Origin of the sequence: Malaciobacter halophilus, assembly GCF_002837275.1 — a bacterium.
In the GTDB taxonomy this organism is placed as follows: domain Bacteria; phylum Campylobacterota; class Campylobacteria; order Campylobacterales; family Arcobacteraceae; genus Malaciobacter; species Malaciobacter halophilus.
Window position 1 is genome coordinate 40,526 of sequence record NZ_NXIF01000033.1, and the last position, 23,104, is coordinate 63,629.

Annotated in this window: 21 protein-coding genes; 8 read left to right on the top strand and 13 right to left on the bottom strand. The window is 27.2% G+C overall.

From position 1 onward, the window contains the following. Positions 1-16 precede the first annotated feature (16 nt). Both CP960_RS08895 and CP960_RS08900 read left to right on the top strand, forming a co-directional pair. Complete coding sequence (locus tag CP960_RS08895) at positions 17-1,423, top strand: DASS family sodium-coupled anion symporter (protein WP_101185062.1); 1,407 nt, start codon at positions 17-19, stop codon at positions 1,421-1,423. Positions 1,424-1,523: 100 nt separating this feature from the next. Then, positions 1,524-2,573 (top strand): hypothetical protein, encoded by a 1,050-nt coding sequence (locus tag CP960_RS08900; RefSeq protein ID WP_101185063.1) that lies wholly within the window; start codon positions 1,524-1,526, stop codon positions 2,571-2,573. A 21-nt stretch (positions 2,574-2,594) separates the two neighbouring features. On the opposite strand, the gene dsbD is transcribed toward CP960_RS08900, so the two are convergent. Further along, on the bottom strand, positions 2,595-4,328 hold the full coding sequence (dsbD, locus tag CP960_RS08905; protein ID WP_101185064.1) for a protein-disulfide reductase DsbD: 1,734 nt from the start codon (positions 4,326-4,328) through the stop codon (positions 2,595-2,597). 9 nt (positions 4,329-4,337) lie between these two features. Then, entirely contained in the window at positions 4,338-4,697 is a 360-nt protein-coding gene (gene trxA, locus CP960_RS08910; protein ID WP_101185065.1) for a thioredoxin, read from the bottom strand. Between the two features lie 145 nt (positions 4,698-4,842). On the opposite strand from trxA, the gene CP960_RS08915 reads away from it, so the two are divergent. Next, positions 4,843-5,199 (top strand): rhodanese-like domain-containing protein, encoded by a 357-nt coding sequence (locus CP960_RS08915; RefSeq protein ID WP_101185066.1) that lies wholly within the window; start codon positions 4,843-4,845, stop codon positions 5,197-5,199. Here CP960_RS08915 and CP960_RS08920 read toward each other — a convergent pair. The 3 genes from CP960_RS08920 to CP960_RS08930 form a co-directional block, all read right to left on the bottom strand. Then, complete coding sequence (locus CP960_RS08920; RefSeq protein ID WP_101185067.1) at positions 5,196-5,585, bottom strand: rhodanese-like domain-containing protein; 390 nt, start codon at positions 5,583-5,585, stop codon at positions 5,196-5,198. The genes CP960_RS08915 and CP960_RS08920 overlap by 4 nt on opposite strands. A gap of 74 nt (positions 5,586-5,659) precedes the next feature. Next, the gene (locus CP960_RS08925) at positions 5,660-5,896 is read right to left on the bottom strand and encodes a hypothetical protein (RefSeq protein WP_101185068.1); all 237 of its coding nucleotides are present in this window, start codon (positions 5,894-5,896) and stop codon (positions 5,660-5,662) included. Positions 5,897-5,999: 103 nt separating this feature from the next. Next, positions 6,000-6,806, bottom strand: coding sequence for a phosphatidylserine decarboxylase (locus tag CP960_RS08930; protein ID WP_101185069.1), 807 nt, complete (start codon positions 6,804-6,806; stop codon positions 6,000-6,002). A gap of 157 nt (positions 6,807-6,963) precedes the next feature. On the opposite strand from CP960_RS08930, the gene CP960_RS08935 reads away from it, so the two are divergent. Together CP960_RS08935 and CP960_RS08940 are read left to right on the top strand one after the other, a co-directional pair. Then, a complete protein-coding gene (locus CP960_RS08935; RefSeq protein ID WP_101185070.1) occupies positions 6,964-7,203 on the top strand; it encodes a hypothetical protein in 240 nt (79 codons plus the stop codon). A gap of 92 nt (positions 7,204-7,295) precedes the next feature. Then, positions 7,296-8,192: a nucleoside recognition protein gene (locus tag CP960_RS08940; RefSeq protein ID WP_101185071.1), complete on the top strand. Its 897-nt coding sequence runs from the start codon at positions 7,296-7,298 to the stop codon at positions 8,190-8,192. On the opposite strand, the gene mltA is transcribed toward CP960_RS08940, so the two are convergent. The 5 genes from mltA to CP960_RS08965 form a co-directional block, all read right to left on the bottom strand. Next, a complete protein-coding gene (mltA, locus tag CP960_RS08945; RefSeq protein WP_101185072.1) occupies positions 8,189-9,292 on the bottom strand; it encodes a murein transglycosylase A in 1,104 nt (367 codons plus the stop codon). The two genes, CP960_RS08940 and mltA, sit on opposite strands and share 4 nt — an antisense overlap. 61 nt (positions 9,293-9,353) lie before the next feature. Beyond that, positions 9,354-9,638, bottom strand: coding sequence for a hypothetical protein (locus CP960_RS08950; protein WP_101185073.1), 285 nt, complete (start codon positions 9,636-9,638; stop codon positions 9,354-9,356). Positions 9,639-9,684: 46 nt separating this feature from the next. After that, on the bottom strand, positions 9,685-11,577 hold the full coding sequence (dnaK, locus tag CP960_RS08955; RefSeq protein ID WP_101185074.1) for a molecular chaperone DnaK: 1,893 nt from the start codon (positions 11,575-11,577) through the stop codon (positions 9,685-9,687). An 84-nt stretch (positions 11,578-11,661) separates the two neighbouring features. After that, a complete protein-coding gene (grpE, locus tag CP960_RS08960; RefSeq protein ID WP_101185075.1) occupies positions 11,662-12,231 on the bottom strand; it encodes a nucleotide exchange factor GrpE in 570 nt (189 codons plus the stop codon). 9 nt (positions 12,232-12,240) lie between these two features. Next, entirely contained in the window at positions 12,241-13,032 is a 792-nt protein-coding gene (locus tag CP960_RS08965) for a heat-shock protein (RefSeq protein ID WP_101185076.1), read from the bottom strand. A gap of 295 nt (positions 13,033-13,327) precedes the next feature. On the opposite strand from CP960_RS08965, the gene CP960_RS08970 reads away from it, so the two are divergent. Next, positions 13,328-13,708 carry a DUF302 domain-containing protein gene (locus tag CP960_RS08970; RefSeq protein WP_101185077.1) on the top strand — a complete coding sequence of 127 codons (381 nt, stop codon included), beginning with the start codon at positions 13,328-13,330 and terminating at the stop codon, positions 13,706-13,708. Here CP960_RS08970 and CP960_RS08975 read toward each other — a convergent pair. Genes CP960_RS08975 through CP960_RS08985 form a run of 3 tightly spaced genes read right to left on the bottom strand, consistent with a single transcriptional unit; the run spans position 13,705 to position 19,662 of the window. After that, positions 13,705-16,464: a DUF3427 domain-containing protein gene (locus CP960_RS08975; RefSeq protein ID WP_101185078.1), complete on the bottom strand. Its 2,760-nt coding sequence runs from the start codon at positions 16,462-16,464 to the stop codon at positions 13,705-13,707. The genes CP960_RS08970 and CP960_RS08975 overlap by 4 nt on opposite strands. Further along, positions 16,465-18,474, bottom strand: coding sequence for a transporter substrate-binding domain-containing protein (locus tag CP960_RS08980; RefSeq protein WP_101185079.1), 2,010 nt, complete (start codon positions 18,472-18,474; stop codon positions 16,465-16,467). A 45-nt stretch (positions 18,475-18,519) separates the two neighbouring features. Beyond that, the gene (locus CP960_RS08985) at positions 18,520-19,662 is read right to left on the bottom strand and encodes an MFS transporter (RefSeq protein WP_101185080.1); all 1,143 of its coding nucleotides are present in this window, start codon (positions 19,660-19,662) and stop codon (positions 18,520-18,522) included. Between the two features lie 209 nt (positions 19,663-19,871). On the opposite strand from CP960_RS08985, the gene CP960_RS08990 reads away from it, so the two are divergent. Together CP960_RS08990 and CP960_RS08995 are read left to right on the top strand one after the other, a co-directional pair. Next, positions 19,872-20,816 carry a TAXI family TRAP transporter solute-binding subunit gene (locus tag CP960_RS08990; RefSeq protein WP_101185081.1) on the top strand — a complete coding sequence of 315 codons (945 nt, stop codon included), beginning with the start codon at positions 19,872-19,874 and terminating at the stop codon, positions 20,814-20,816. A gap of 114 nt (positions 20,817-20,930) precedes the next feature. Continuing rightward, positions 20,931-23,051 carry a TRAP transporter permease gene (locus tag CP960_RS08995; RefSeq protein ID WP_101185082.1) on the top strand — a complete coding sequence of 707 codons (2,121 nt, stop codon included), beginning with the start codon at positions 20,931-20,933 and terminating at the stop codon, positions 23,049-23,051. Positions 23,052-23,104: the final 53 nt, after the last annotated feature.

A 23,104-nucleotide genomic window follows, 5' to 3' on the forward strand; every position in this document is an offset into this window, starting at 1 on the left:
CAAAAAGGAGAGGGAAATGTCACAATTTACAAAATCAATCATTCCAGTTGCCGTACTTGTTATTTTTTGGTTTATACCAGCACCAGAAGGATTAAGTGTTCAAGCATGGCACTTTTTAGCAATTTTCTTTGCCGTAGTAGTAGGCTTGATTATTGAACCAGTTCCAGCAGCACTAATAGGTTTTACAGGAATTTCATTAGTTGCTGTATTTGGTCTTATTTCTGATTCTGCAAAAGCAAATATATCATGGGCACTATCAGGATTTTCTAATACAGTTATATGGCTAATTTTTGCAGCGTTTATGTTTGCACTAGGTTATAAAAAAACTGGTCTAGGAAGAAGAGTATCTTTAATCATGATTAAATATATGGGTAAAAGCTCTTTAGGTCTTGGTTATGCTGTTGCTTTCTCTGATTTAGTCTTAGCTCCATTTATGCCTTCAAATACAGCTAGAAGTGCAGGTACAATCTATCCTGTTGCAAATAATATTCCACTAATATTTAATTCAACTCCAGATAATGAACCAAGAAAATTAGGTGCATATATTTCATGGGTTGCAATTGCGACTACTTGTGTTACAAGCTCTATGTTTCTAACAGCACTTGCACCAAACCTTCTAGCTGTTGATTTAATAAACCAAGGAAGTGGAAATCTAATTTCATGGTCAGCATGGGCTAGTATCATGTTACCTCTTATGATTCCACTATTTTTATTAACTCCATGGTTAGTTTATGTAGTATATCCACCAACTCAAAAAACTTCACCAGAAGCTCCAGCATGGGCAGCAAAAGAGTTAGAAAAATTAGGTTCAATTACAAAAAAAGAGTTATTAATGGCAACACTTGCACTAGTTGCACTTCTTCTTTGGATTTTTGGTAAATCAGTAGGAATTCACTCAACTACTGCTGCAATTGCAGTTGTATCTGTAATGGTTTTATCTGGTATTATTACATGGGATGATGTAATCTCAAATAAATCAGCATTTAATGTACTTATTTGGTTTGCATCACTTGTAGCAATGGCTTCAGGTCTTAAAAAAGTAGGTGTTTTAGAGTGGATTGGAAGTGGAGCAGAAACTTATCTTTCTGGATTAACACCAACAATGCTTATTCTTTCAATGTTAATACTATTTTTTGTATTACACTACTTTTTTGCAAGTACTACTGCACATACAACAGCTTTAATGCCAATTTTCATAGCTATTGCTATGAAGCTAATGACACCTGAACAATTATTACCGTTTTCTATACTATTAGCAGGTAGTTTAGGTCTTATGGGTATTATTACTCCATATGCAACTGGACCATCTCCTATTTGGTATGGAGCAGGATATATATCTCAAGCAAGATGGTGGGGATTAGGTGCTATATTTGGAGCACTTTATTTAGCAGCTATCTTAATAGGTTCATTTATATTTATCTAAATAAAAAGGAGTTAACTCCTTTTTATTTACTTTATACTTTAATTAAGGTCACTATTATAAAAAGCACCGTAAAATTTCAAAGATTTACAAAAGGTCTTTTATGAAATTTCTTACGATAATAGCTTTATTACTAATCTTAAATGAAACAAACTATGGGTTTTCTAGTTTTATAAATAAAAATAAAATAAAAAATATTCTTAAAAAAGAGTTTGATAATAAAATAAAATTAATCTCATATGAAACAGTGTATGCTCCATCAATTGTCCCTTTACCTCAAGATTTTAAATTTGTAATACTTTATGATAAAAAAGAGGATTTTTATTTTACAATTGCACATGACTTTAGAGGCAAAAAAAAAGATTCAAGAGAAGATATCATAGAGAAAATAAAAAAGAGTAAAGAAGAGCAAATTAAGTATATAGACAATCTCAAAGAAAAAGCAAAAGTTTTTAAAAAATATTATAATAAAGAGTTTTTTATTATTTATGACGAAACTTATAGTAAAAATGTATTTATTACTTTTTTAGATATTAAAGATTTTGATAATACATATGCAATAAAAGAGTTTAACAAAATACAAAATTATTTAAAAGATAATCAAAAAGATATTATAGAAATAATGCCAAAAAAATATACAAAATATTTTAAAGAACAAATATCAAAAAACTACTACTCACAACATGAAAAAACAGACCTTATAAAAGATTTATATAAATCAAAAAAAGAAGAAGTTATCTATTCATCTAAAGCTTTAAACTCAATACTTTTTAGAACTTATTTTAAAATCTCTTATGAAACTTATGAAGATATGGAACATAGAGTAGTAAATAGTTATTTAATACATAAAGATAATCAAATGTCACAAGCAAGAGGTTATACATTAGGTGCTCATGTTGAAAATCTTTATAAAAGAGCTCAAAATATAGATATTGATTTAGGTGTAAAAATGAGAGAACTAATCAAAGATAAATATTTTAAAGAGTTCAATAAAGAGTTAAAGATTAATTTTTTAGACTCTTATTTAAATTGGGAAAAAAATATACTTAATATTGAAGTATATGATTTTTTAATAGATGAAAAAAAAGTCTTAAAAACTCACTATTTAAAATATGATTTTTTAACAAACCAATTTATTGAGCATAAAGATTAAATAAAAGGGATAAAATCCCTTTTAAAAACTTCTATTTACAATTTCTAAAAACTCTTTAGCAGTTTTAAATCCAACGATTTTAGCCTCTTTAATCTCTTTATTGTTTTCATCCCAAAAAATTAATCCAGGAGGTCCAAAAATACCATATTTTTTTTGCATCAATTTATCATCAGCACTATTTTTAGTAACATCTGCTTTTAAAAGAGTAAACTCTTGAAGTTTTTGTTTTACTTTTTCATCTGTAAAAGTTATCTCTTCTAACTCTTTACAAGCCACACACCAATCAGCGTAAAAATCAAGCATAACAGGTTTTGAAGACTCTTTTATAGCCATATCTAATTCATCTAAATTCTTAACATATTTCCATTTTATATCATTTATACTAGTTGATTTTGAAGTTGATAAAGTAAGTTTATTAAGAGGTTTTAATATATCATTTGCACCACTTATTGCCCCAACAAAAGCAATAACACCATAAACTAATAAAACAACTGTAAATGTTCTTATTAAGATATGTTTATACATTTGTAAATATATTGATGCTCCAATTAATAAAAATGCCCATAAATACATAGTATATTGTGGTATAACTCGCTCTAACATCCAAATTGCAATACCAAGCATTACAATACCAAAAATTTTAGAAATACTATCCATCCAGCCACCTGGTTTTGGCATAAATTTACCAGCACCTACACCTATTAATAATAAAGGAAGTCCCATTCCAAAGCTAAGTACAAATAGTGCTAAACCACCAAGAACTGCATCTCCTGTTTGACCTATATAAACTAAAGCTCCTGCTAATGGTGGAGCAACACAAGGACCTACAATTAAAGCAGATAAAAATCCCATAATTGCAATTCCTAATACTCCTTGTTTCTCTTTTCCCTCAGTTGTTTTATTGATTTTGTTTTGAATAGCTTGAGGCAATTCTAATTTAAAGTAGCCAAACATAGAAAAAGCTAAAGCCACAAATATTAATGCAAAAACAACTAAAACATAAGGATTTTGAAGTGCTACTTGTAAGTTTGCACCAAATAGACCTGCAACTACACCTGCAATAGTATATGCAAGTGCCATAAAGAAAACATATACAAAAGATAAGAAGAAACCTTTAAGTGGTGTTAATCTTTCATTGTTACTAGCTTTTACAATTATTGATGAAAGTATAGGAATCATTGGGAAAACACAAGGTGTTAATGAAAGTAATAATCCAAAGCCAAAAAATGTTGCTAATACTAAAAGGAAGTTTCCACTTGCTAATGTATTTGCAATAGAATCAGTCTCACTTAAAGCTTGTTTATTTTCTAAAGGTTTTACTTCTTGAACTTTTGAAGCTGTTTTTGAATAAGTATATGTTTCACTCATAGGTGCATAACATAACCCAGCTTTAGAACAACCTTGAAATTGAACCTCTATTTCATAACTATTTGTTTTAAATTTTGATTCTAATAAACTTAAAGGAATCTTTATATTTTGCTCACCAAAATGTACAATAAACCCATCATATTCAACTGGTTTAGGGATATTTAACTCTTTCGTAATTTCTAATTTTTCAGGAGTATTGATAAAAATTTTTAACATATTATCATATAAATATATATCTTTACCAAGTTTAATATTAAAAGTAATATTTTCATTGTTTTTTTCAAACTTTGTTTGAAAAGCTTGTTCTGGTGTTAAGAAATCATCATTAGAGATTGCAAATAAAGAACTAAAAGAAAAAATCAATACTAAAAGAAATCTTTGTATCATTTAATTTTCCTAAAAATAGTTTTTAACATTTAAATGTAATTGAGAAGGTGTTTTTATCCCAACCTCTTTTTTTAAAAATATTCCATTTTTAAAATATACAGTTGTAGGAATTGTTCTTATTCCATACTCTTTTGCTAATTCAGGTTGCTTATCTACATCTACTTTATAAACTACAACATTAGAACTATTAGATTTTTCAAACTCTTCTAAATTTTTAGACATTATCTTGCATGGTGGACACCAAGTAGCATAAAAGTCAACAATTACATTTTTATTTTGTAGCTTTTCATCAATATTTTGAGCTGTAATATGTTCTGCTGCAAAAGATGAAATAAAACTAAATAATAAGATTAAAACTACTCTTTTCATACACTTACCTTTAAGATTTTTTAGTATTATAGTAAATAATTGTAAAGAGTTTGTTAATAGAAACTTGTATTTATTAAACTAACTTTCAAATTATAAGATTTATTAATATTAGCTTGTTAAAATTCTGTTTTTTAAAAGGACAATTATGCAAGAAGAAGTAATAGATTTAATTCCTAGAAAAGTTGATTTAATGAATAAGGATAATGTTGTTTTAATTGATGTAAGAACAGATATAGAGTTTAAACAAACAGGAGTTATAAAAAACTCACATAAACTTACTTTTTTTGATATTTATGGAAATTATGATTTAGAAAATTGGATGCAAGAGTTTCAAAAGTTAGTAACATCTAAAAACCAAACTTTTATACTAATTTGTGCCCATGCAAATAGAACACGAACAATAGGAAACTATCTTATTGGATTAGGTTATAAAAACTGTGCTCACTTACATGGAGGTATAGCACAATGGATAAAAGAAGGAAGAGAAACAGTTTTCAATTAATATACTACTCTTCTGTTTTCTTTTTTCCAAGAGTTAAAACCACCTTTTAAATAAAAAACCTTTTTAAATCCAGCTTTTTTTAACTCTTTTGCTAGGTTTTTTGCTTTTGTTCCATCCTTATCTATAAGAGCAAAACTTTGATTTGGACTTTTTATAACTTTTAAAAGTTTATATTTCCATCTTTTCATTTCAAGTTCCGAATTACCTTCATATGTAATTTTATATGAACTTGGAATTAAACCTTCATCTTTTTGTTCTTTTTTTGTTCTTATATCGATTATTATAGCACTTTTTGAAATATACTTTTGTAAAGTTTTAGTATCAATAAAACTAGTAGTATTTGCAAGAAGAGGTAAAAAAGTAGCTAATAAAAGTAGTATTTTCATAAGGTATCCTTTGTTATAAATTATAACAAAAAATATTATAAAAAAGAGATAATATTTCTATTATCTCTTAAAGTTTAAGCATCTTGTGCTTTTTTTTCTTCATTTACTTTTTGTAAAACTTCAATAACTGAATCAAGATTTGCATAAGGAATATGTGATTTCCATTCAATATCTTTACCATTTAATGCAATTCCAATACTAACAACATCTTCTGTTTTTTTTCCGTATGGCTCAGTAATATTTGAGATAATTATCTTACCTTTTTTTGTTCCTGATAACTCAAGTGTAGCTATTTGTGTAGTTGTTGACATTATCTATTCCTTTTTTAATTTTTTTCATTTTGACAAAACTTAACTTTTAATTAAATTAAATTTTTACAGCTATATTAAGTGTGAAGCTATTTCTTAAACTTTGTTACTTAATAGTTCCTATTTTTTGTCCAAATTTTACTTTTTCATTTAAAAGCTCTTCTAATTGAACACTTTGTTTTTCCCAAACCATTACAACAGTTGAACCCATTTTAAAATAGCCTAAAGTTTGACCTTTTTTTACTTTTAAATCATCATACTTTATAACTTTTATATCTTTTGTATTTTTATTTGTTTCAACACTTGGCTCAAACTCAAATACCATTTGTCCAACATTTAAAGCACCAACAAAAACCATATAGAAAATTTTATTATTTGCAAAGCACTCTAAAATAACCCTTTCATTTTGAACAAATAAATCAATCTCTTTATTTAGGTATTTAAAATTAACTGGATACAGTTTTCCTGGAACATGTATTAGTTTTTTAATTTCACAATCAATTGGTGCATGATACCTATGATAATCACTTGGTGCAAGATAAAAATTCATATAACTTCCATCTTTTACCATAGGAAAAGTATCAGTACAATAATAAGTAAGTAAATCTTCAACAGAATACTCCATACCTTTTATTTGAAAAAGAGTCTCTTTATGTAAACTTCCTGCTTGTGTAATAAAACTATCAGCAGGTGAGATAAAACTTTTTTCGTCTTCATCAATTTGTCTTGGTATAGCAAGCTCTCTTGTAAATAAATCTGTTAAAGATTTATAATATTTTGCATTTCTAAACTCACTCATATTTATCTTAAATATCTTCACATATGCGTTATTTATCATCTTTTGAAAAAAAGAGGGAAACTCTTTTTGTGCAAACTTTCCAAAATATTGTGAAATCAAGTTTGTTATGTGCATTATTGTCCTTAATAATTCTTTTTAATCAAATATTCTATCAAAATCTCACTTGATTTTTAAAATTAAAATATAAATTTTTAATGTAAGATAAATAAGTGTATCTTTAAGTTAATATTTCACAACAATTTATAAGAATTTTTATATAAGGAAAAATTATATGTATAAAATCGTAGTAGCAAATCAATGTGGCTGTTTTAAAAGAAGTGACCTTGAAAATAATATATCTTTTAATTCAAAAGATGATGCTCTTTTAAGTGCAGTTCAAATGAAAGATAAGATGAATAAAGAGTTCTGTGGAAAGCATGAGTTTCAAGTTGAAGAGATGCAAAATAATTTTGTGATTTCATTTGATACTCAACCTAAATCAACATGCTGTGGAGATGGATGTTGTAGTTAAAACTACATCCATCTTTTAAACTATAATAATCTTTTAATCTTTAATCTTTAAAATTTAGTTAAAATTACAAAAACTTTCAAAAAAGAGTACTTATGAATTTCAAAAAAACCTTAAATTCTTCATTTAAAAGTGCTTGGATAATATTAAAATTAGTAATTCCAATATATATCCTTGCTGAAATACTATTTTATTACAATACACTATCATATGTATCATTTTTAGTTGAACCTTTTACTTCTATTTTAGGTTTACCAAAAGAGGCTTCACTATCTATAATTAGTGGAATGTTTTTAAACCTTTATGCAGCTGTTGCATTTGCTGCTCCTCTTGATATGACAGCCCAACAATGGACTGTTTTAGCAGTATTTTTAGGTATTTGTCACTCTTTAGTAGTTGAGAGTGTTATTATGAAAAAAATTGGTTTATCAAATACTTACTCATATCTTTTAAGATTTATTGCTGGATTAATAGTTGCATATATAACTACTTTTATTCCTGCAAACTACTTTATCTCAAATATTAATTTAGATGCATTTGAAGAAAAAAGTTATGATAGTTTAATTTCATTACTTCAAGTATCATCATATAATGCGTTTATTCTTTCAATAAAAATTATCGCTCTTATTACTGCTTTGATTTTTCTTATGGATTTTATTAAAACAAGAGATTTCATACAAAAAAGTGGTAAAAATATAAGTAAAAGTTTCTCCATCTTAGTTGGTATTTTTTTAGGAATTACTTATGGTGCTGGTATATTAATAGAAGAAGCAAAAGGTACAAATTTAAGTAAAAAAGATATTTTTTTTATTGGTACTTTCTTAATGATTTGTCACGCAATTATTGAAGATACTTTATTATTTGTAATTTTTGGTGCAGATTTTACAATAGTAATTGCAATTAGAACAATTGCTGCAATTATAATCTCATACTTAATGTTATATTTTTATGATAAAAGGCAAGAAGTAAGAGTTTCAAAGCAAGGTATTTAATTTAATACCTGCTTTGGAATAAGCATATAAAGCTTACCTTTTTCTTTCATTTTTCCTGCATAATCAAAAGCTTTATCGCCAAATCCCCAGAAAAAATCTGCTCTTATTTCACCTTTTATAGCTCCTCCTACATCAGCTGCAACCATTAATTTATTAATATCCTCTTTAGTAACAGGATTTGAAGTAGAAATAAAAACAGGCATTCCTAAAGGTATATATCTTCTATCAACTGCTAAATTTCTTTTTGAAGTAAGTTCAACTCCTAAAGCACCTGTAGCACCTTGTTTTGACTCTTTAAAAAAAACATAACTTTCATTATGATTTAAAATTTCATCAAGTCTATTTGGATTTTTATCAAAATATGCTTTCATACCTTGAATTGAGGCATTATTTCTAGTAATAAAACCATTTTTTAACATATATTTCCCAACTGACTTATATCTTCTTCCATTTTGATTTGCATAACCAACATTTAAAACTGTTCCATCTGTTAACTTTACTTTTCCAGAACCTTGAATATGAAGTAAAAAAAGTTCAAATTTATCATCTACATAACAAATAGGCTCTAAATTACTATTTTCTTCTTTTTCAAGTTCAGCTCTACTATCATAAGGTATTAATCTATTTCCTTTTAGTTTTCCTCTTAATCTATACTTTTTTAACTCTGGATAAACATCACTTAAATCAACAGTAATCATATCTTTTGGTGTTTTATAAATAGGATATTTGTAAATCTCATTTTTTGTTAAACTTCCATGTAGTAAAGGTTCATAATAGCCAGTTATTATACCTTCATCACTTCCTTTATTATCTATTAACTTATATGCTTCAAAATTAGAGATAAAAAACTCTCTTGCATTTTTTACATCATTTGCTTTTAAACAAACATCCTTAAACATATCATATCTTTTAGAACGAGTACAAGCTTTTTTAAATACTTCTAATGCATAATCTAAATCATCATTATAAAAATCTTCAATATCATAAAAATTTACTTTTTCTAAAGATGCCTTAGATATATCATCGTATTTTTGGTACTCTTTGATAGAACATCCAGTAAAAATTAAAACTGTAATAAAAAAAATTAGTAAATGTTTCAAAACTGCTCCTTTAATTTTGCAGTATTTTAACATCTTAAAGTAAATATTTAATTACAAAAAATTAATGACTTTGAGGATGTACTTCTTTTAAGCCACAATGTTTACATCTATACTCAAATTCAACTACTCCAGAACAGCCATGATTTTTCAATACTCTTTTTGTAATTGCTTCGTTTTTAAACATTGTTTTTGTCTGTTCATCAAAAAAAGTTCTGGTTTTTTCACCACAATTTGGGCATTCTCCTGAATCCAGTTTTTTAACTCTTTGATGCTTAGTTTTAAAGTAAAGTAATATTGAGAATATTACTAAAAGAAAAGTTAGTAGTAGAAATATTAGTGTTTGCATAAGGGAAGTCACCTTCCCTTTGCAAATAAAATGTTATTGTGCAAGATTATTCAACCTCAGCGTCAATTACATCGTCATCATCTTTTTTAGCTTTTTTATTAGCTTGTCCTGCTTGTCCACCTTGAGCTTGTTGCTCTTTTGCGTACATAGCTTCTGCTAATTTATGGCTTACTTCAGTTAATGCTTTAACTTTTTCTTCAATTTGCTCTTTTGTAGCATTTTCATCTTTTAAAATCTCTTCTAAAGCTGCTGCTGCATCTATAATTTTTTGTTTTTCTTCTTCTGAAACAGCACTTTCATTCTCTTCTAAAGTTTTTCTTGTACTATGAAGTAATGAATCTGCTTGGTTTCTAACTTCAATTACTTCTTTTCTTTTTGCATCAGCTTCTTTATTTGCTTCAGCTTCATTTACCATTTTTTCAATCTCTTCATCACTTAGTCCAGATGAACCAGAGATAGTAATTTTGTTCTCTTTTCCAGTTCCTTTATCTTTAGCAGATACATTTAAAACACCATTTGCATCAATATCAAATGTTACTTCAATTTGAGGAACACCTCTTGGAGCTGCTGGAATATCTGAAAGTTCAAACATACCTAAAGATTTATTATCTTTAGCAAACTCTCTTTCCCCTTGAGTTACATGAATTGATACAGCTGGTTGGTTATCTTCTGCTGTACTAAATACTTGAGATTTTTTAACAGGAATTGTAGTACCTTTCTCAATTAATTTAGTCATAACTCCACCAAGAGTCTCAATACCTAATGATAAAGGAGTTACATCTAATAGTAATACATCCTTAACATCTCCTTTTAATACACCAGCTTGAACTGCAGCACCTTTTGCAACAACTTCATCTGGGTTTACACCTTTATTTAAATCTTTTCCAAAATAGTTTTTAACTACTTCATTAGCTTTTGGTAATCTTGTAGAACCACCAACCATAATAATTTCTTGAATCTCACCTTTATCAAGTCCTGCATCATCTAAAGCAGTTTTAATATGAGATAATGTTTCATTGATTAAATCTTCAGTCATAGACTCAAACTTAGCTCTTGTTAAAGATTTTACTAAGTGAACTGGTCCTGCATTACCCATAGAAATAAATGGTAAGTTAATCTCAGTTGATTCTGCTGAAGATAACTCTTTTTTAGCATTTTCTGCTGCATCTTTTAATCTTTGTAATGCCATTTTGTCATTTTTAATGTCAAAACCATTCTCATCTTTAAACTCTTTTGCTAACCAATCAATAATTCTGTTATCAAAATCATCTCCACCTAAAAATGCATTACCATCTGTTGAAAGAACTTCAAATGTTCCATCCCCAATTTCAAGTGTAGTAACGTCAAATGTACCACCACCTAAATCATAAACTAATACTTTTTCTTCACCTTTTTTATCAAGTCCATATGCTAGTGATGCTGCTGTTGGTTCATTGATAATTCTTAATACATTTAATCCTGCAATTGTTCCTGCTTCTTGAGTAGCTTTTCTTTGAGCATCATTAAAATAAGCTGGTACTGTAATAACTGCATCAGTTACAGGTGCTCCTAAATACTCTTCTGCATCTGCTTTTAATTTTCCTAAGATTTTTGCAGAAATCTCTTGTGGAGTATATATTTTTCCTGCAATATCAACTGCAGCAGCTCCATTTCTATCTACAATTTTGTACCCTACTTTTTCTTGTGCTTCTTTTGCATTCTCTTCTTCCATCATAAGACCCATAATTCTTTTTACAGAATATATAGTTTTCTCTGGATTTGTAATAGCTTGTCTTTTTGCTGGATCACCAACTAAAACTTCATTTTTATCAGTAAATGCAACAATAGATGGAGTAGTATTTTTACCCTCTTTATTTGGTATAACTTTTGCTTCCCCACCTTCATAAACTGCCATACAAGAGTTAGTTGTACCTAAGTCAATTCCAATTACTTTGCTCATTTTATTTCCTTATCAAATTTTGTTTTTTAATTTATAATAATTTTTCTAATCTATCTAGTTTTATGACATTTCGGTCAAACTTATCTATTTTTTACAAATAGAAACCATTGCAGGTCTTAGCAATCTTTCTTTATACTTATAACCTTTTTGTAACTGCTGTACAATCTGTCCATCATCATGTTCAGAACTATCAACTTGCATTACTGCATCATGAAAATTTGGATCAAATTCACCATCAGTTTCAACTACACTAATATCATGTTTTTCAAATACTGTTGTAAAGTTTTTTAAAGTTAATTCAATTCCCTCTTTTAACTTTTCCAATAACTCTTCTGCACTTAACTCTGCATTTGCAGATTGTAATGCCATTTCTAAAGTATCAATTGGTGTTAGTAAATCTTTTGCAAACTTTTCAGATGCATAATCTATTGCTTGATACTTCTCTCTTTCTAATCTTTTTTTAATATTTTCAAAGTCAGCATGAACTCTTAAATATTTATCTTCTGCTTCTTTTAATTTCTCTTCAAGTTCAGCTTTTACACTCTCTACAGTCTCTTCTTTTACCTCTTCAGTAGTGTTGTCTTCACAAGTTTGTTCTTCTTGATTTTGTACTACTTCTTCTTGTTGTAATTCTTCTTTTTTTTCTTCGCTCAATTTTCACTCCTAAGACATACTAATTTGGTTATAAAAATACTCAAAATCTTTTGATAACTCGCCAACTACAAGCATTTTAGAATTATATCCTTTGATATTACACTCATGGCAAATTGCAGTATAGCCACTTGGTAATAACTCTTCAAAATATAAGCCCTCTTCACATTTGTCTATAACTTCTCCATTTAAAAACGAATTAATAATACTTTCATCAAAATCATAGCTAAGAGCTAATCTTAAAAACTCTTTAGTGTTATATATTGAAAGGTCTCTTTTTTTCACAAACTGCGAAATCTGTTCATATAATTCATAAGCTCCCACATCTTTAGATATTTTTATAATATGATTAATTTCTAAACCAATCATATCTTGCAAAAATCTATAAAGTGCAGAAGAGAACTTTATTGTAATTGGAAAATTATCAAATTCCAAAATCATATACTTATCTTGGATATTAATTATATTTACCAATTTATCATTTTTAAGCTCTTTTATAAAAACAGTAAGACCTATTACTTGGGCTAAATGCTCAATAGTTCTTAAATCAACAAAAGATAGTTTAAAATTTAACTTACCATGCCAATACTGCTTTAAAGCTTCAGTAGTTGGTGTTCTTCCACTACTTGCATGTGCTTGGGCTAAATAACCCTCATCACCTAACTTCTTAAAGTACCCTCTAATAGTTGCTGGTGAGTAAGCGATATCATACATTGATTTTAACTGACTAGAGCCAATTGGCTCACAGTGTTCAATATATGCTTTGATAATAGACTGTAATAAAAACTCTTTTTTATCAATCATTTAAAACCAATCTTTTGAATTTTTAGCACTCATTCTCTTGAACTGCTAAAGTATTATAACTTATTGAGTGTATATTTGTCAAGTACTTTTTGAGTCTTTTTTTATAAAAGTTTTTAAATAATAATTTATAGAGTATTTTTTATATATAAATTATATATTGTTAAGATAGTTTTATAATTTTAACTTATTATAATCAATTTTTTTAAATTTAATTTTTTTAGATTTTCTTACTTTAAAATCTTTATATAATAATAGTTTTGTTAAAATTTTCGATTATTAATTATAAGGAAAAATTATGAAATATCAACTTACAACAAATAAATCATTTGATGAGACTTATGAAGCACTTCAAGAGTCTATTGTAAAAAATAAATTTGGACTTCAACATACTCATAATGTACATGAAAAACTAAAAGCAAAAGATGTTGAGCTTGGAAGAAGATGTCTAATATTAGATATATGCCAGCCATATATTGCTAAAGAGATTTTAGATATTGACCCAAGTGTTAGCTCAGTTTTGCCATGTAGTATCTCTTTATATGAGGATGAAGGGAAAACAAATATATGTGTAGTTAAGCCCTCTTTTCTATTCCCTCAATTAAATGAAAAATTAAAACCACTAATGCAAAGAGTTGAAAAAACAATCTTTAAAATAATTGATGAAGCAGCGGCTTAAACACTTAATGTAAACTCATCAAATAAATAAGCAGGAAGTTTTTTTTCTAATTTTAAAGTTAAATTGATGGGTTTTTCACCTTCATGCTTTATAGTATTTGCTAATCCTAAATATATGAAATTTTGTGTTTTTCTATCTACTGTAATAAACTTTCTTACAAAAATATGGATTTTTATCTTATATTTTTTATTATCAATTAGTTTTTGACCATCACCTTTGTTTATAGTTGCATTAGGTTTTGTTTGCCAAGAAAAAGTATCATTTGTAAAGAAAGTATTATTATATCTTTTACTTTTTACTGCATTTTGTTTATCTAAATTTATAAATAAAAAGTAGTCATTTTTATATTTTAGCTGTCCACTTCCCCTAAAAGAGCTATGTATCTTATCTAAATTGCAAAGCAATGCAATATTTTTCATATTATACTTTTCATAAAGTTTAAAAAATGGTAATCCATAATAAGCTCTTCCAAACTCTTTTTCATATAAAACAATTCCATACTCTAAACTATTTTTTATAATCTGTTTTTGTTCTTTTACTTCTAAACATCTTTTAAAGCTTTGAGATACATATAAAATCTCATTATTTAAATCAACAACTTTTTCATATCTTTTTATTTGTGCACTATCAAAGAAATCTTGATTTAAGTATCTAAAACTATGTTTTATACTTTGTATATCAACTTTTTCTTGATATTTTAAAATCTCTTTTTTTGCTGTTAAAATATCTATTGAATCATGATTTATAAGATATTTTAGTATAGCAAACTCATTAACTCTTTTTAAATTAATATGTGAATCTATAAATCTAATAGTCTTTAAGAACTCTAAAGAGTAATTGTTAGTAGTTTTTTGTACTTTTAATACAAACTCTATATATGATTTACTATCATCTATAAAATCTTTTGGATTAATTGTTGTTTCATAAGTTATAAAATCTATAAGATAAACAGATTTTTTAATACTATTTTTAAACTCTAAAAACTGTTGTTTTAAATATCTAAAACTACTAAAATTTTTCTCTTCTAACTGTTTTAAAACCCTATTTTTTGAGATTTCATCCATACAAATAAAACTATTATTTGGTATTGTTGCAAAACTATTATTAAGTGCAAGCTTTACACTATCTTTATCTATTGCTTTATTGGATAAAAGAGCATATGCAATTAAATAAGCTCTGTTATGATTTCCAATAAAATCTAAAATAGTTAAAAACTCTTTATCTTTTGTCTTTCTAAGTCCTCTTCCTAATTGCTGTATAAATACTGTTGAAGAAGTTGTTGGTCTTAACATTAAAATTGTATTTATTTTGGGTATATCTACACCTTCATTAAAAATATCTACACAAAAAATAACTTCTAAGTTACTATTTTCATCTTGTAATTTTTCAATAGCTTTTTCTCTACTTGATATTGAATCTTCTGCTAAAAGTGTAGTTGATACTACTTCTTTTTTATTAAACTCTTCACACATATAGTTTGCATGTTCTTTATTTACACAAAAAGCTAATGCCTTTCTTTTTTTATTGTCATGTCCATAAAATTTTAGTTGTTCTAATATAAAATCAACTCGTTTATTAACACTTAAAAGCTTTGCCAGCTTAGGAATATCTTCTAAATTAATATCCTTATAATCAGTTACTATATCGCTTATACCAAAATAGTGAAAAGCACAAACCAAGTTTCTCTCTAAAGCATCGTTTAATCTTAAATCAATTGCAATATTATCTTCAAAAACTTCATAAACATTTTGCTCATCACTTCTATTAGGTGTGGCAGTTAATCCCAAAGAGAATTTTGGTTTAAAATAGGAGTAAACTTTTTGAAAACTTGGACTAGTAATATGATGGGCTTCATCATATACTATATAGTCAAACTCATCTTTTTTGAATAGCTTTAGATTTTTACTTATTGTTTGTATAGTTGCAAAAAGATACTCAGCATTAATCTCTTTTTTATTTCCAGTAAAAAAACCATAACTTTTAGAACTTATAACTTTTTCAAAACTAAATTTTGAAGAGATTAAAATATTTTCTCTATGGGCTAGAAATAATACTTTTTTTGCATTAAAGTTTTTTATATCAAAAGCACTAAGATAAGTTTTCCCTGTACCTGTTGCACAAACTGCTATTGCTTTATCTTGTCCATTCTTTCTTAAGTTAATTAAATTTTTCAATGCTTCAATTTGCATACTATTTGCTTTTAACTCTTGTTTAAAAATAAACTCTTTATTGATTTTAACACTATTTGTTTTTAAAAAATTTTCATAAGAGTTTAAAAAATTTTCATCTAAAAAATAAGCTTTTTGAAATAGTATATCATACTGATGTAGCACTTCAAGAGTAAAATTATCTTCTTTTTTGCTAACTACTTTTAAATTCCATTCTATATTTGATTTAAATGCACTTGCTGTTATATTTGAAGAGCCTACAATTATTTTATAGCTATCTTCAAACTCAAAAATATAAGCCTTACTGTGAAACCCCACTTTATTACTATCAAATATTTTTAATTGAATATTATTAAACTCTTGAAGTTTTTTAAGAGCTTTTATCTCTGTAAAATTTAGATATGTTGAAGTTAAAACTTTGCCTTTAACTTTTCTTTGTTCACACTTTTTTAAACTATTAAGTAATAGTTGTAAACCACTATAATTTATAAAAGCTACATTTATATAAAAACTTTTACAAGAATCAAAAAGATTTGTTAAAATATTATAAAAATTATCTGTTTTACTATTTGTTAAAAGTTTTTTCATTTAATTATATGGCAACCTAATTATAAACTTTGCACCTTTATGCATACTATTGTTATAAGTAAAAGATACATTTTGTGCCTCTATACTTCCATTTAAACTCTCAGTTATTATTTTATATGTCATATAAAGACCAAGCCCTGTGCCTTGACTTTGATGCTTAGTTGTAAAATAAGGTTCAAATATAGAGTTTAAAATCTCTTCTTTTATTCCACCTGCTGTATCTTTTATCTCTATTACTACTTCATCTTCTTGCATATATGCTTTTAAAAATACTATTTTTTGCTCTATTTGACTATCTATTAATGCATCTTTTGCATTATTTAAGATATTCAACATAGCTTGATTTAACTCATTAAAATAACTTTTTATAAATATATCATGCTCAATATTCACCCTATTCTCAATAAAACTATTTTCCAAAGCAGGTCTTATTAAACTTAATGATTGTTCAAATAAATCTTTGATATTAAACTGCTCTTTTTGTTTTGTGTCTTTTAAATAGTTTTTAAAATCATCAATTGTTTGAGATAAAAATTTACTATTTCTCATTATTGCTTCAACAGATTCATTTAAAACCTCATCTGTAAAATCACCTAATTCTTTTCTTAACTTTAAACTACTTGCAGCAGTAGTTATTGCTGTTAAAGGTTGTCTCCATTGATGAGCAATATTACCAATCATCTCTCCCATACTTACAAGTTTAGATTGCTCTAAAATTAATTTTTCTTTTTGTTTTAGTTCAGTTAAATCAAAAATAGAGATAATTAAAGACTTTTTATTTTCAAAAAAGATACTCTCTTTTTTTACTAATATAGGAAATTCGTTTCCACTTTTATCTATTCCTTGAAACTCAAAAGCTTTATTATTTAACTCTTTATTTAAAATGCTTCTTGCAAAGTGATTATCTACATAAGTGTTGAAAACATCATCATTATTTTTATATTCAAAAACTTTTAAAAAAGACTCATTTGCATATTTAATTTTATTATCTCTTACTATTATTATCGCTTCAATAGTTGAGTTTAGCAATACTTTAAAACTATTTAAAGAGTTTTCTAAACTCTTTTGTGTATCTTCAAGCAAATAGTTTGTCTCTAAAAGTTTCTCTTTTTGTTTTTCTAAAACACTATTTTTTTGCTTAATAACCTCTTGGTACTTTAAAAGTTGTCTATTTTTATACATTACAATAGAAACAATAATAACAACTATGCTTAAAATATAAAGTATTATTTCATAATTTGGTTCATCATGATAAATAACTGCTATCCATTTATTTAATATTGCTTGTTTTTCAGAAGATGAGATTGTTGCAATAACTTTATTTACTATAGAAATCAACTCTTTATAGTCATCTCTAATCATAAATGTTACATCAAAATCTATTCCAGTATTACCTGAAATTCTTAAATTAGTATATCCTAATTTGTTTATATTATATGACAGTACTGGCATAATATCAATATAAGCAAATACTTTATTATCAGATAAAAGCTTTAACCCCTCTCTTATGTCTTTTACTAAGACAAATTTTAAAAAAGGATACTGTTCTTGTAATTTTTTATGTGCAGTGTAGTTCTTTCCTACTGCAATTACTCTACTTTTTAAATCATTTATTGTTAAATTCTTTCTAACATCTTTTGTAGTGGCAATTGAGATAGGAAAAGTAGCATAACTTTTTGTAAATTTTGCATATTTTTGTCTATCTTTTGTTTTTCCAACACTAAGTGCCATATCGTAACGTTTCTGTTTTATTGAGTTTAAAACTTTTGTAAAAGACTCCAACTGTATAGATTCACTTTTCAAACCAGTTTTTTGCTTAATCAAGCTCCAAATATCATAAGATATTCCAGTTTGAACTCCATTATCTATCACATGAAAAGGTTCCCAAGGAGTAGCAGAAACAATTTTTATATTTGAATTTTTAATAAACTCTTTCTCTTCTTTTGTAAAAATCTCATCAGAAAAAAGTGAGATATTTAAAAATATTAAAAATATTAAAAATCTTCTCATTAGCAATATCCAAAATTATTTTATTTATATAATAGCCAAATTTCCTTACATTTTAAAATCATTTCTAAATATAAAAAATAAACTATAAATAATTATAAGTGCACAAATAAATAAAATTACTGTAAAATCCCATCCAACTGAATGATAAAACATTGCAGGAACTACAGAACCAACAGCACCTCCAATATAATAAAATGTTAAATACATTCCAGAAGTCAAAGACTTTTGAGATTGTTTTATAGAGTTAGCAATACCTGTGCTTACACTATGTACAGTAAACATACCAACACAAAAAATAAATAGCATAAAGAAAACAAATAGCATATTATCACTAAAAAAAGATAGATTTACTAATGTAAAAATTACTCCACCAACTAAAATTGTGTTTGACTCACCTTTTAGCAATTTTATAATTTTTTTTGAAAGTAAAGATACTACTATTCCCATACCATAACCTAAATATAATAAGCCAATTTGTGATTCAGTTGCATCAGGAATTAACTCTTTCATTCTAAAAGGTAAAATATTAAGTAATCCTGCAAATACAAAAAATGTTGTGAACATTAATAGATAAATTAAAACAAATCTTCTATCTTTTAATATCTGTATAACATCACTTATTTTTGCTTTAGTAAGATTTGTATCTCCTTCAAAAGAGAGTTTTCTTATTAAAAATAAACCCAAAAATAGTGCAATTGATAAAGATAAAAATACTGTTCTCCATCCAAACTGTGTAGCAATAAACCCAGATACTACACGACCAACCATTCCCCCAAATACTGTCGCTGCAACATAAATTGCCATGTTATATTTTACATTAGCTTTATCACTATTTGCTAATATACTCATACATGAAGTAATTATTGCTGGAATTACTAAAGACTCTATTACTCTAATTGTTAAAAACATCTCATAGCTATTTGAGTAAGATAAAATTAGATTTGTTACAAGAAGTATCACTGAAGCAATAAAAAGCATTTTTTTAGGACAAATAGACTCTAGCACATATCCATATACAATTGGTGCAATTGCTAAAGAGAACATTATTACTGCTGTAAATTGTGAAGCTTGTACCATATTTATATCAAACTGATTAGCTAATAACGGCTGTAATGGTTGAGTTGCATACATAATTGAGAATACTACAAGAATTATGTAAATAATTATTATAAGCTGTTGATTTTTCATTTATGGATTATACCATAACTAAAATTTCTATTTAAGTTTGCATAAATTTTACATATGGTACATTTTTACAATTAATGCAATTTTTGTGCAATTAATATACAACTTTGGCACCATTATTTATTAATATTATATTATAATAGATTTATGATATAATAATTATGTTGTGATTATGTCATTGCAAAACTTATAAAAATCAAAAAGGAGAACGAATGAAGAAGCTTGCTACAGCTGCTCTAGTAGGAGCATTAACACTTCCAGCATTTGCTGCTGAATTTATTACAATTGGTACAGGTGGAGTTACAGGAACTTACTACCCAACAGGTGGAGCTATTTGTAGACTTGTAAACCAATATAAAAAAGAGACTAAAATCAGATGTTCAGTAGAATCTACAGGTGGTTCTGTATATAACATCAACACTATTAAAAATGGTGAATTAGATTTTGGTATTGCACAATCAGATGTTGTTTATCAAGCATCTAAGGGTACTGGAAAATATAAAGGTAATACTATTAAGAAATTAAAATCTGTAATGGCTATTTATCCTGAATTATTAACATTAGTATCAAGAAAAGATGCAAATATTAACTCTTTAGCTGATGTAAAAGGTAAAAGAATTAATTTAGGAAACCCAGGTTCAGGAAATGAAGCAACTGCTTTAAATCTATTTAAAACTAGTGGTATTAAAAAATCTGATTTAGCATTTGCTGGTGCTTTAAAAGCTTCTGAAATGCCTGATGCTTTAAGAGATAATAAAATTGATGGTTATTTTTATATGGTTGGACACCCAACTGCAAATATTAAAGATGCATCAAATTCAGTTGATGTAAAAATTGTTCCATTAGAAGGAAGCAATGTTGATACATTAATTAAAGAAAATCCTTATTTTGCAAAAGCAGATGTTCCAGGTGGAATCTATAAAGGAAACCCAAATCCAACTCCTACATTTGGTGTAAAAGCTGTACTTGTTACTAGTGACGATGTAAGTGAAAAAGCAGTTTATACTGTAGTTAAAGCAATTTTAGAAAACTTTGAAAAATTCAAAAAACTACACCCTGCATATGCAAATATTACAAAAAAATCATTACTTGATGGTTTAAGTGCTCCTTTACATGAAGGTGCAAAAAAGTACTTCAAAGAAGCAGGTATATTATAAAACTTTCGAAAGCCTAGTGCTTTCGAAACTATATTGTTATATTTCATTTAATTCACATAAATTTCATACTTTATATGAAGTATGACAATAATTCTATATGATTAAGGTATTACTATGATAGAACGAGACAAACATCACACGCTTGACGAACTTGAAGTCGAACAGGCAAAAGAGACAGAGAATATAGTTAATGACCTAGAAGGTCAAAGAGTGTTTGGAACACAACACTATGAATTTTGGCTTATTTCTGCAATTGCATTAGCATGGACTTTATTTCAACTTTATATTGTTATAGAACCACTTAATTCAACAATTGCAAGGTCAATTCACCTAACATTTGCATTGGTATTATCATTTTTAATCTATCCAATGTTTAGAAAAGAGTATTTTCTAAAAAAAATTAGATGGTTTGGTTATACATTCGCAACATTAGGTCTATGTACTGCAGGTTATATTGCATTTTTTTATAATGATTTGGCTTTAAGACCAGGTGATTATAATATGGTTGATATTTCAGTTGCGCTTTTAGGTATTGTAATTTTATTAGAAGCGGGTAGAAGAGTATTAGGTTTCGCACTTAGTTTAATTGCTATTGTATTTTTAGCATACGATATTCTTGGTCCTTATATGCCAGAATTAATTATTCATAAAGGTGCTAGTTTAAATAAACTTGCAGGACATATGTTTTTGACAACTGAAGGTATTTTTGGTGTACCATTAGGAGTTTCAACTGGTTTTGTATTTTTATTTGTACTTTTTGGTTCTTTATTAGATAAAGCTGGTGCAGGTGAATATTTTATCAATTTAGCATTTGCATTACTTGGAAAATTTAGAGGTGGTCCAGCTAAAGCTTCAGTTGTTGCATCTGGATTTACAGGTATTATGAGTGGTTCATCAATCGCAAATACAGTAACAACTGGTACATTTACAATTCCATTGATGAAAAAAACTGGATTTAGACCAGAACAAGCTGGTGCGGTTGAAGTTGCTGCTTCTACAAATGGTCAATTAATGCCACCTGTAATGGGTGCAGCTGCTTTTATTATTGCAGAGTTTTTAGCTCTTAATTATACAGATGTTATTTATGCTGCATTTATTCCTGCATTTGTTTCATATTTTGCACTATTTTATATAGTTCACTTAGAAGCATTAAAACTTGGATTAAAAGGTGCAGATCCAAAAGATTTACCACCTAAATTAAAAACATTTTTAAGAGGTATTCACTATTTAGTTCCAATTCTGTTTTTACTTTATACTCTTATGATTTTAAGAGAGAGTGCTGCTAGTGCTGCTTTTAATGCAGTTTCTTTATTAATGTTACTAATGGTTGTTCAACACCCTTTTAGAGCACTTATTTATAAGCAAAAAATTACAAAAGAGGTTTGGATTAGTGGATTTGTTGATATTTTAGCTGGGTTTATTAGTGGTGCTAAAAATATGGTTCCTATTGCAGTTGCAACTGCACTTGCAGGTATTGTTGTAGGTTCTATTACACTAACTGGTCTAGGTCAAGTATTATTAGAAGTTATTGAAACAATTTCAGGTGGAAATATCTTTATTATTCTTATTTTAGCAGCTATTGTATCTTTAATTTTAGGAATGGGACTGCCTACTACTGCAAACTATATTGTAATGGCATCATTAACAGCACCAGTTATTTTAACACTTGCACAAGATAATGGATACTTAATTCCAGCAATTGCAGCACACTTATTTGTGTTCTATTTTGGTATCTTAGCAGATGATACGCCTCCTGTTGGTCTTGCAGCATATGCAGCAGCAGGTATTGCAAAATCTGACCCGATAAAAACAGGTATTCAAGGATTTAAATATGATATTAGAACAGCAATTTTACCATTTATGTTCTTCTTTAATCCAGAGTTACTGCTAATTTCAGGTGTAGATTCATTTAATCCAGCAGATCCAAGTGGATGGATATGGATAACTGATCCATTTGAAGTTGCAACAATATTTATTACAGCTTTTATTGGTATGATTGCATTCTCTTGTTTTACACAAGGATACTTCTTAACATGGACAAATGTAATAGAAAGATTTATATTTTTAGGTGTTGTTCCTTTTATGTTTTTACCAAAACTAATGGAAGCAAAACTATCTTTACCAAGTCACTATATATCTTATTTAATAGGACTAGCTATTTTTGCTTTAATTTATCTTTTCCAAAAAGCTAAACTTAAAGCAGAGAATACTTCAAAATATGAAGTAGACTTATAAATAAAGTATCCATTTAGGATACTTTATTATAATTGAACTATTAATATCTTGCT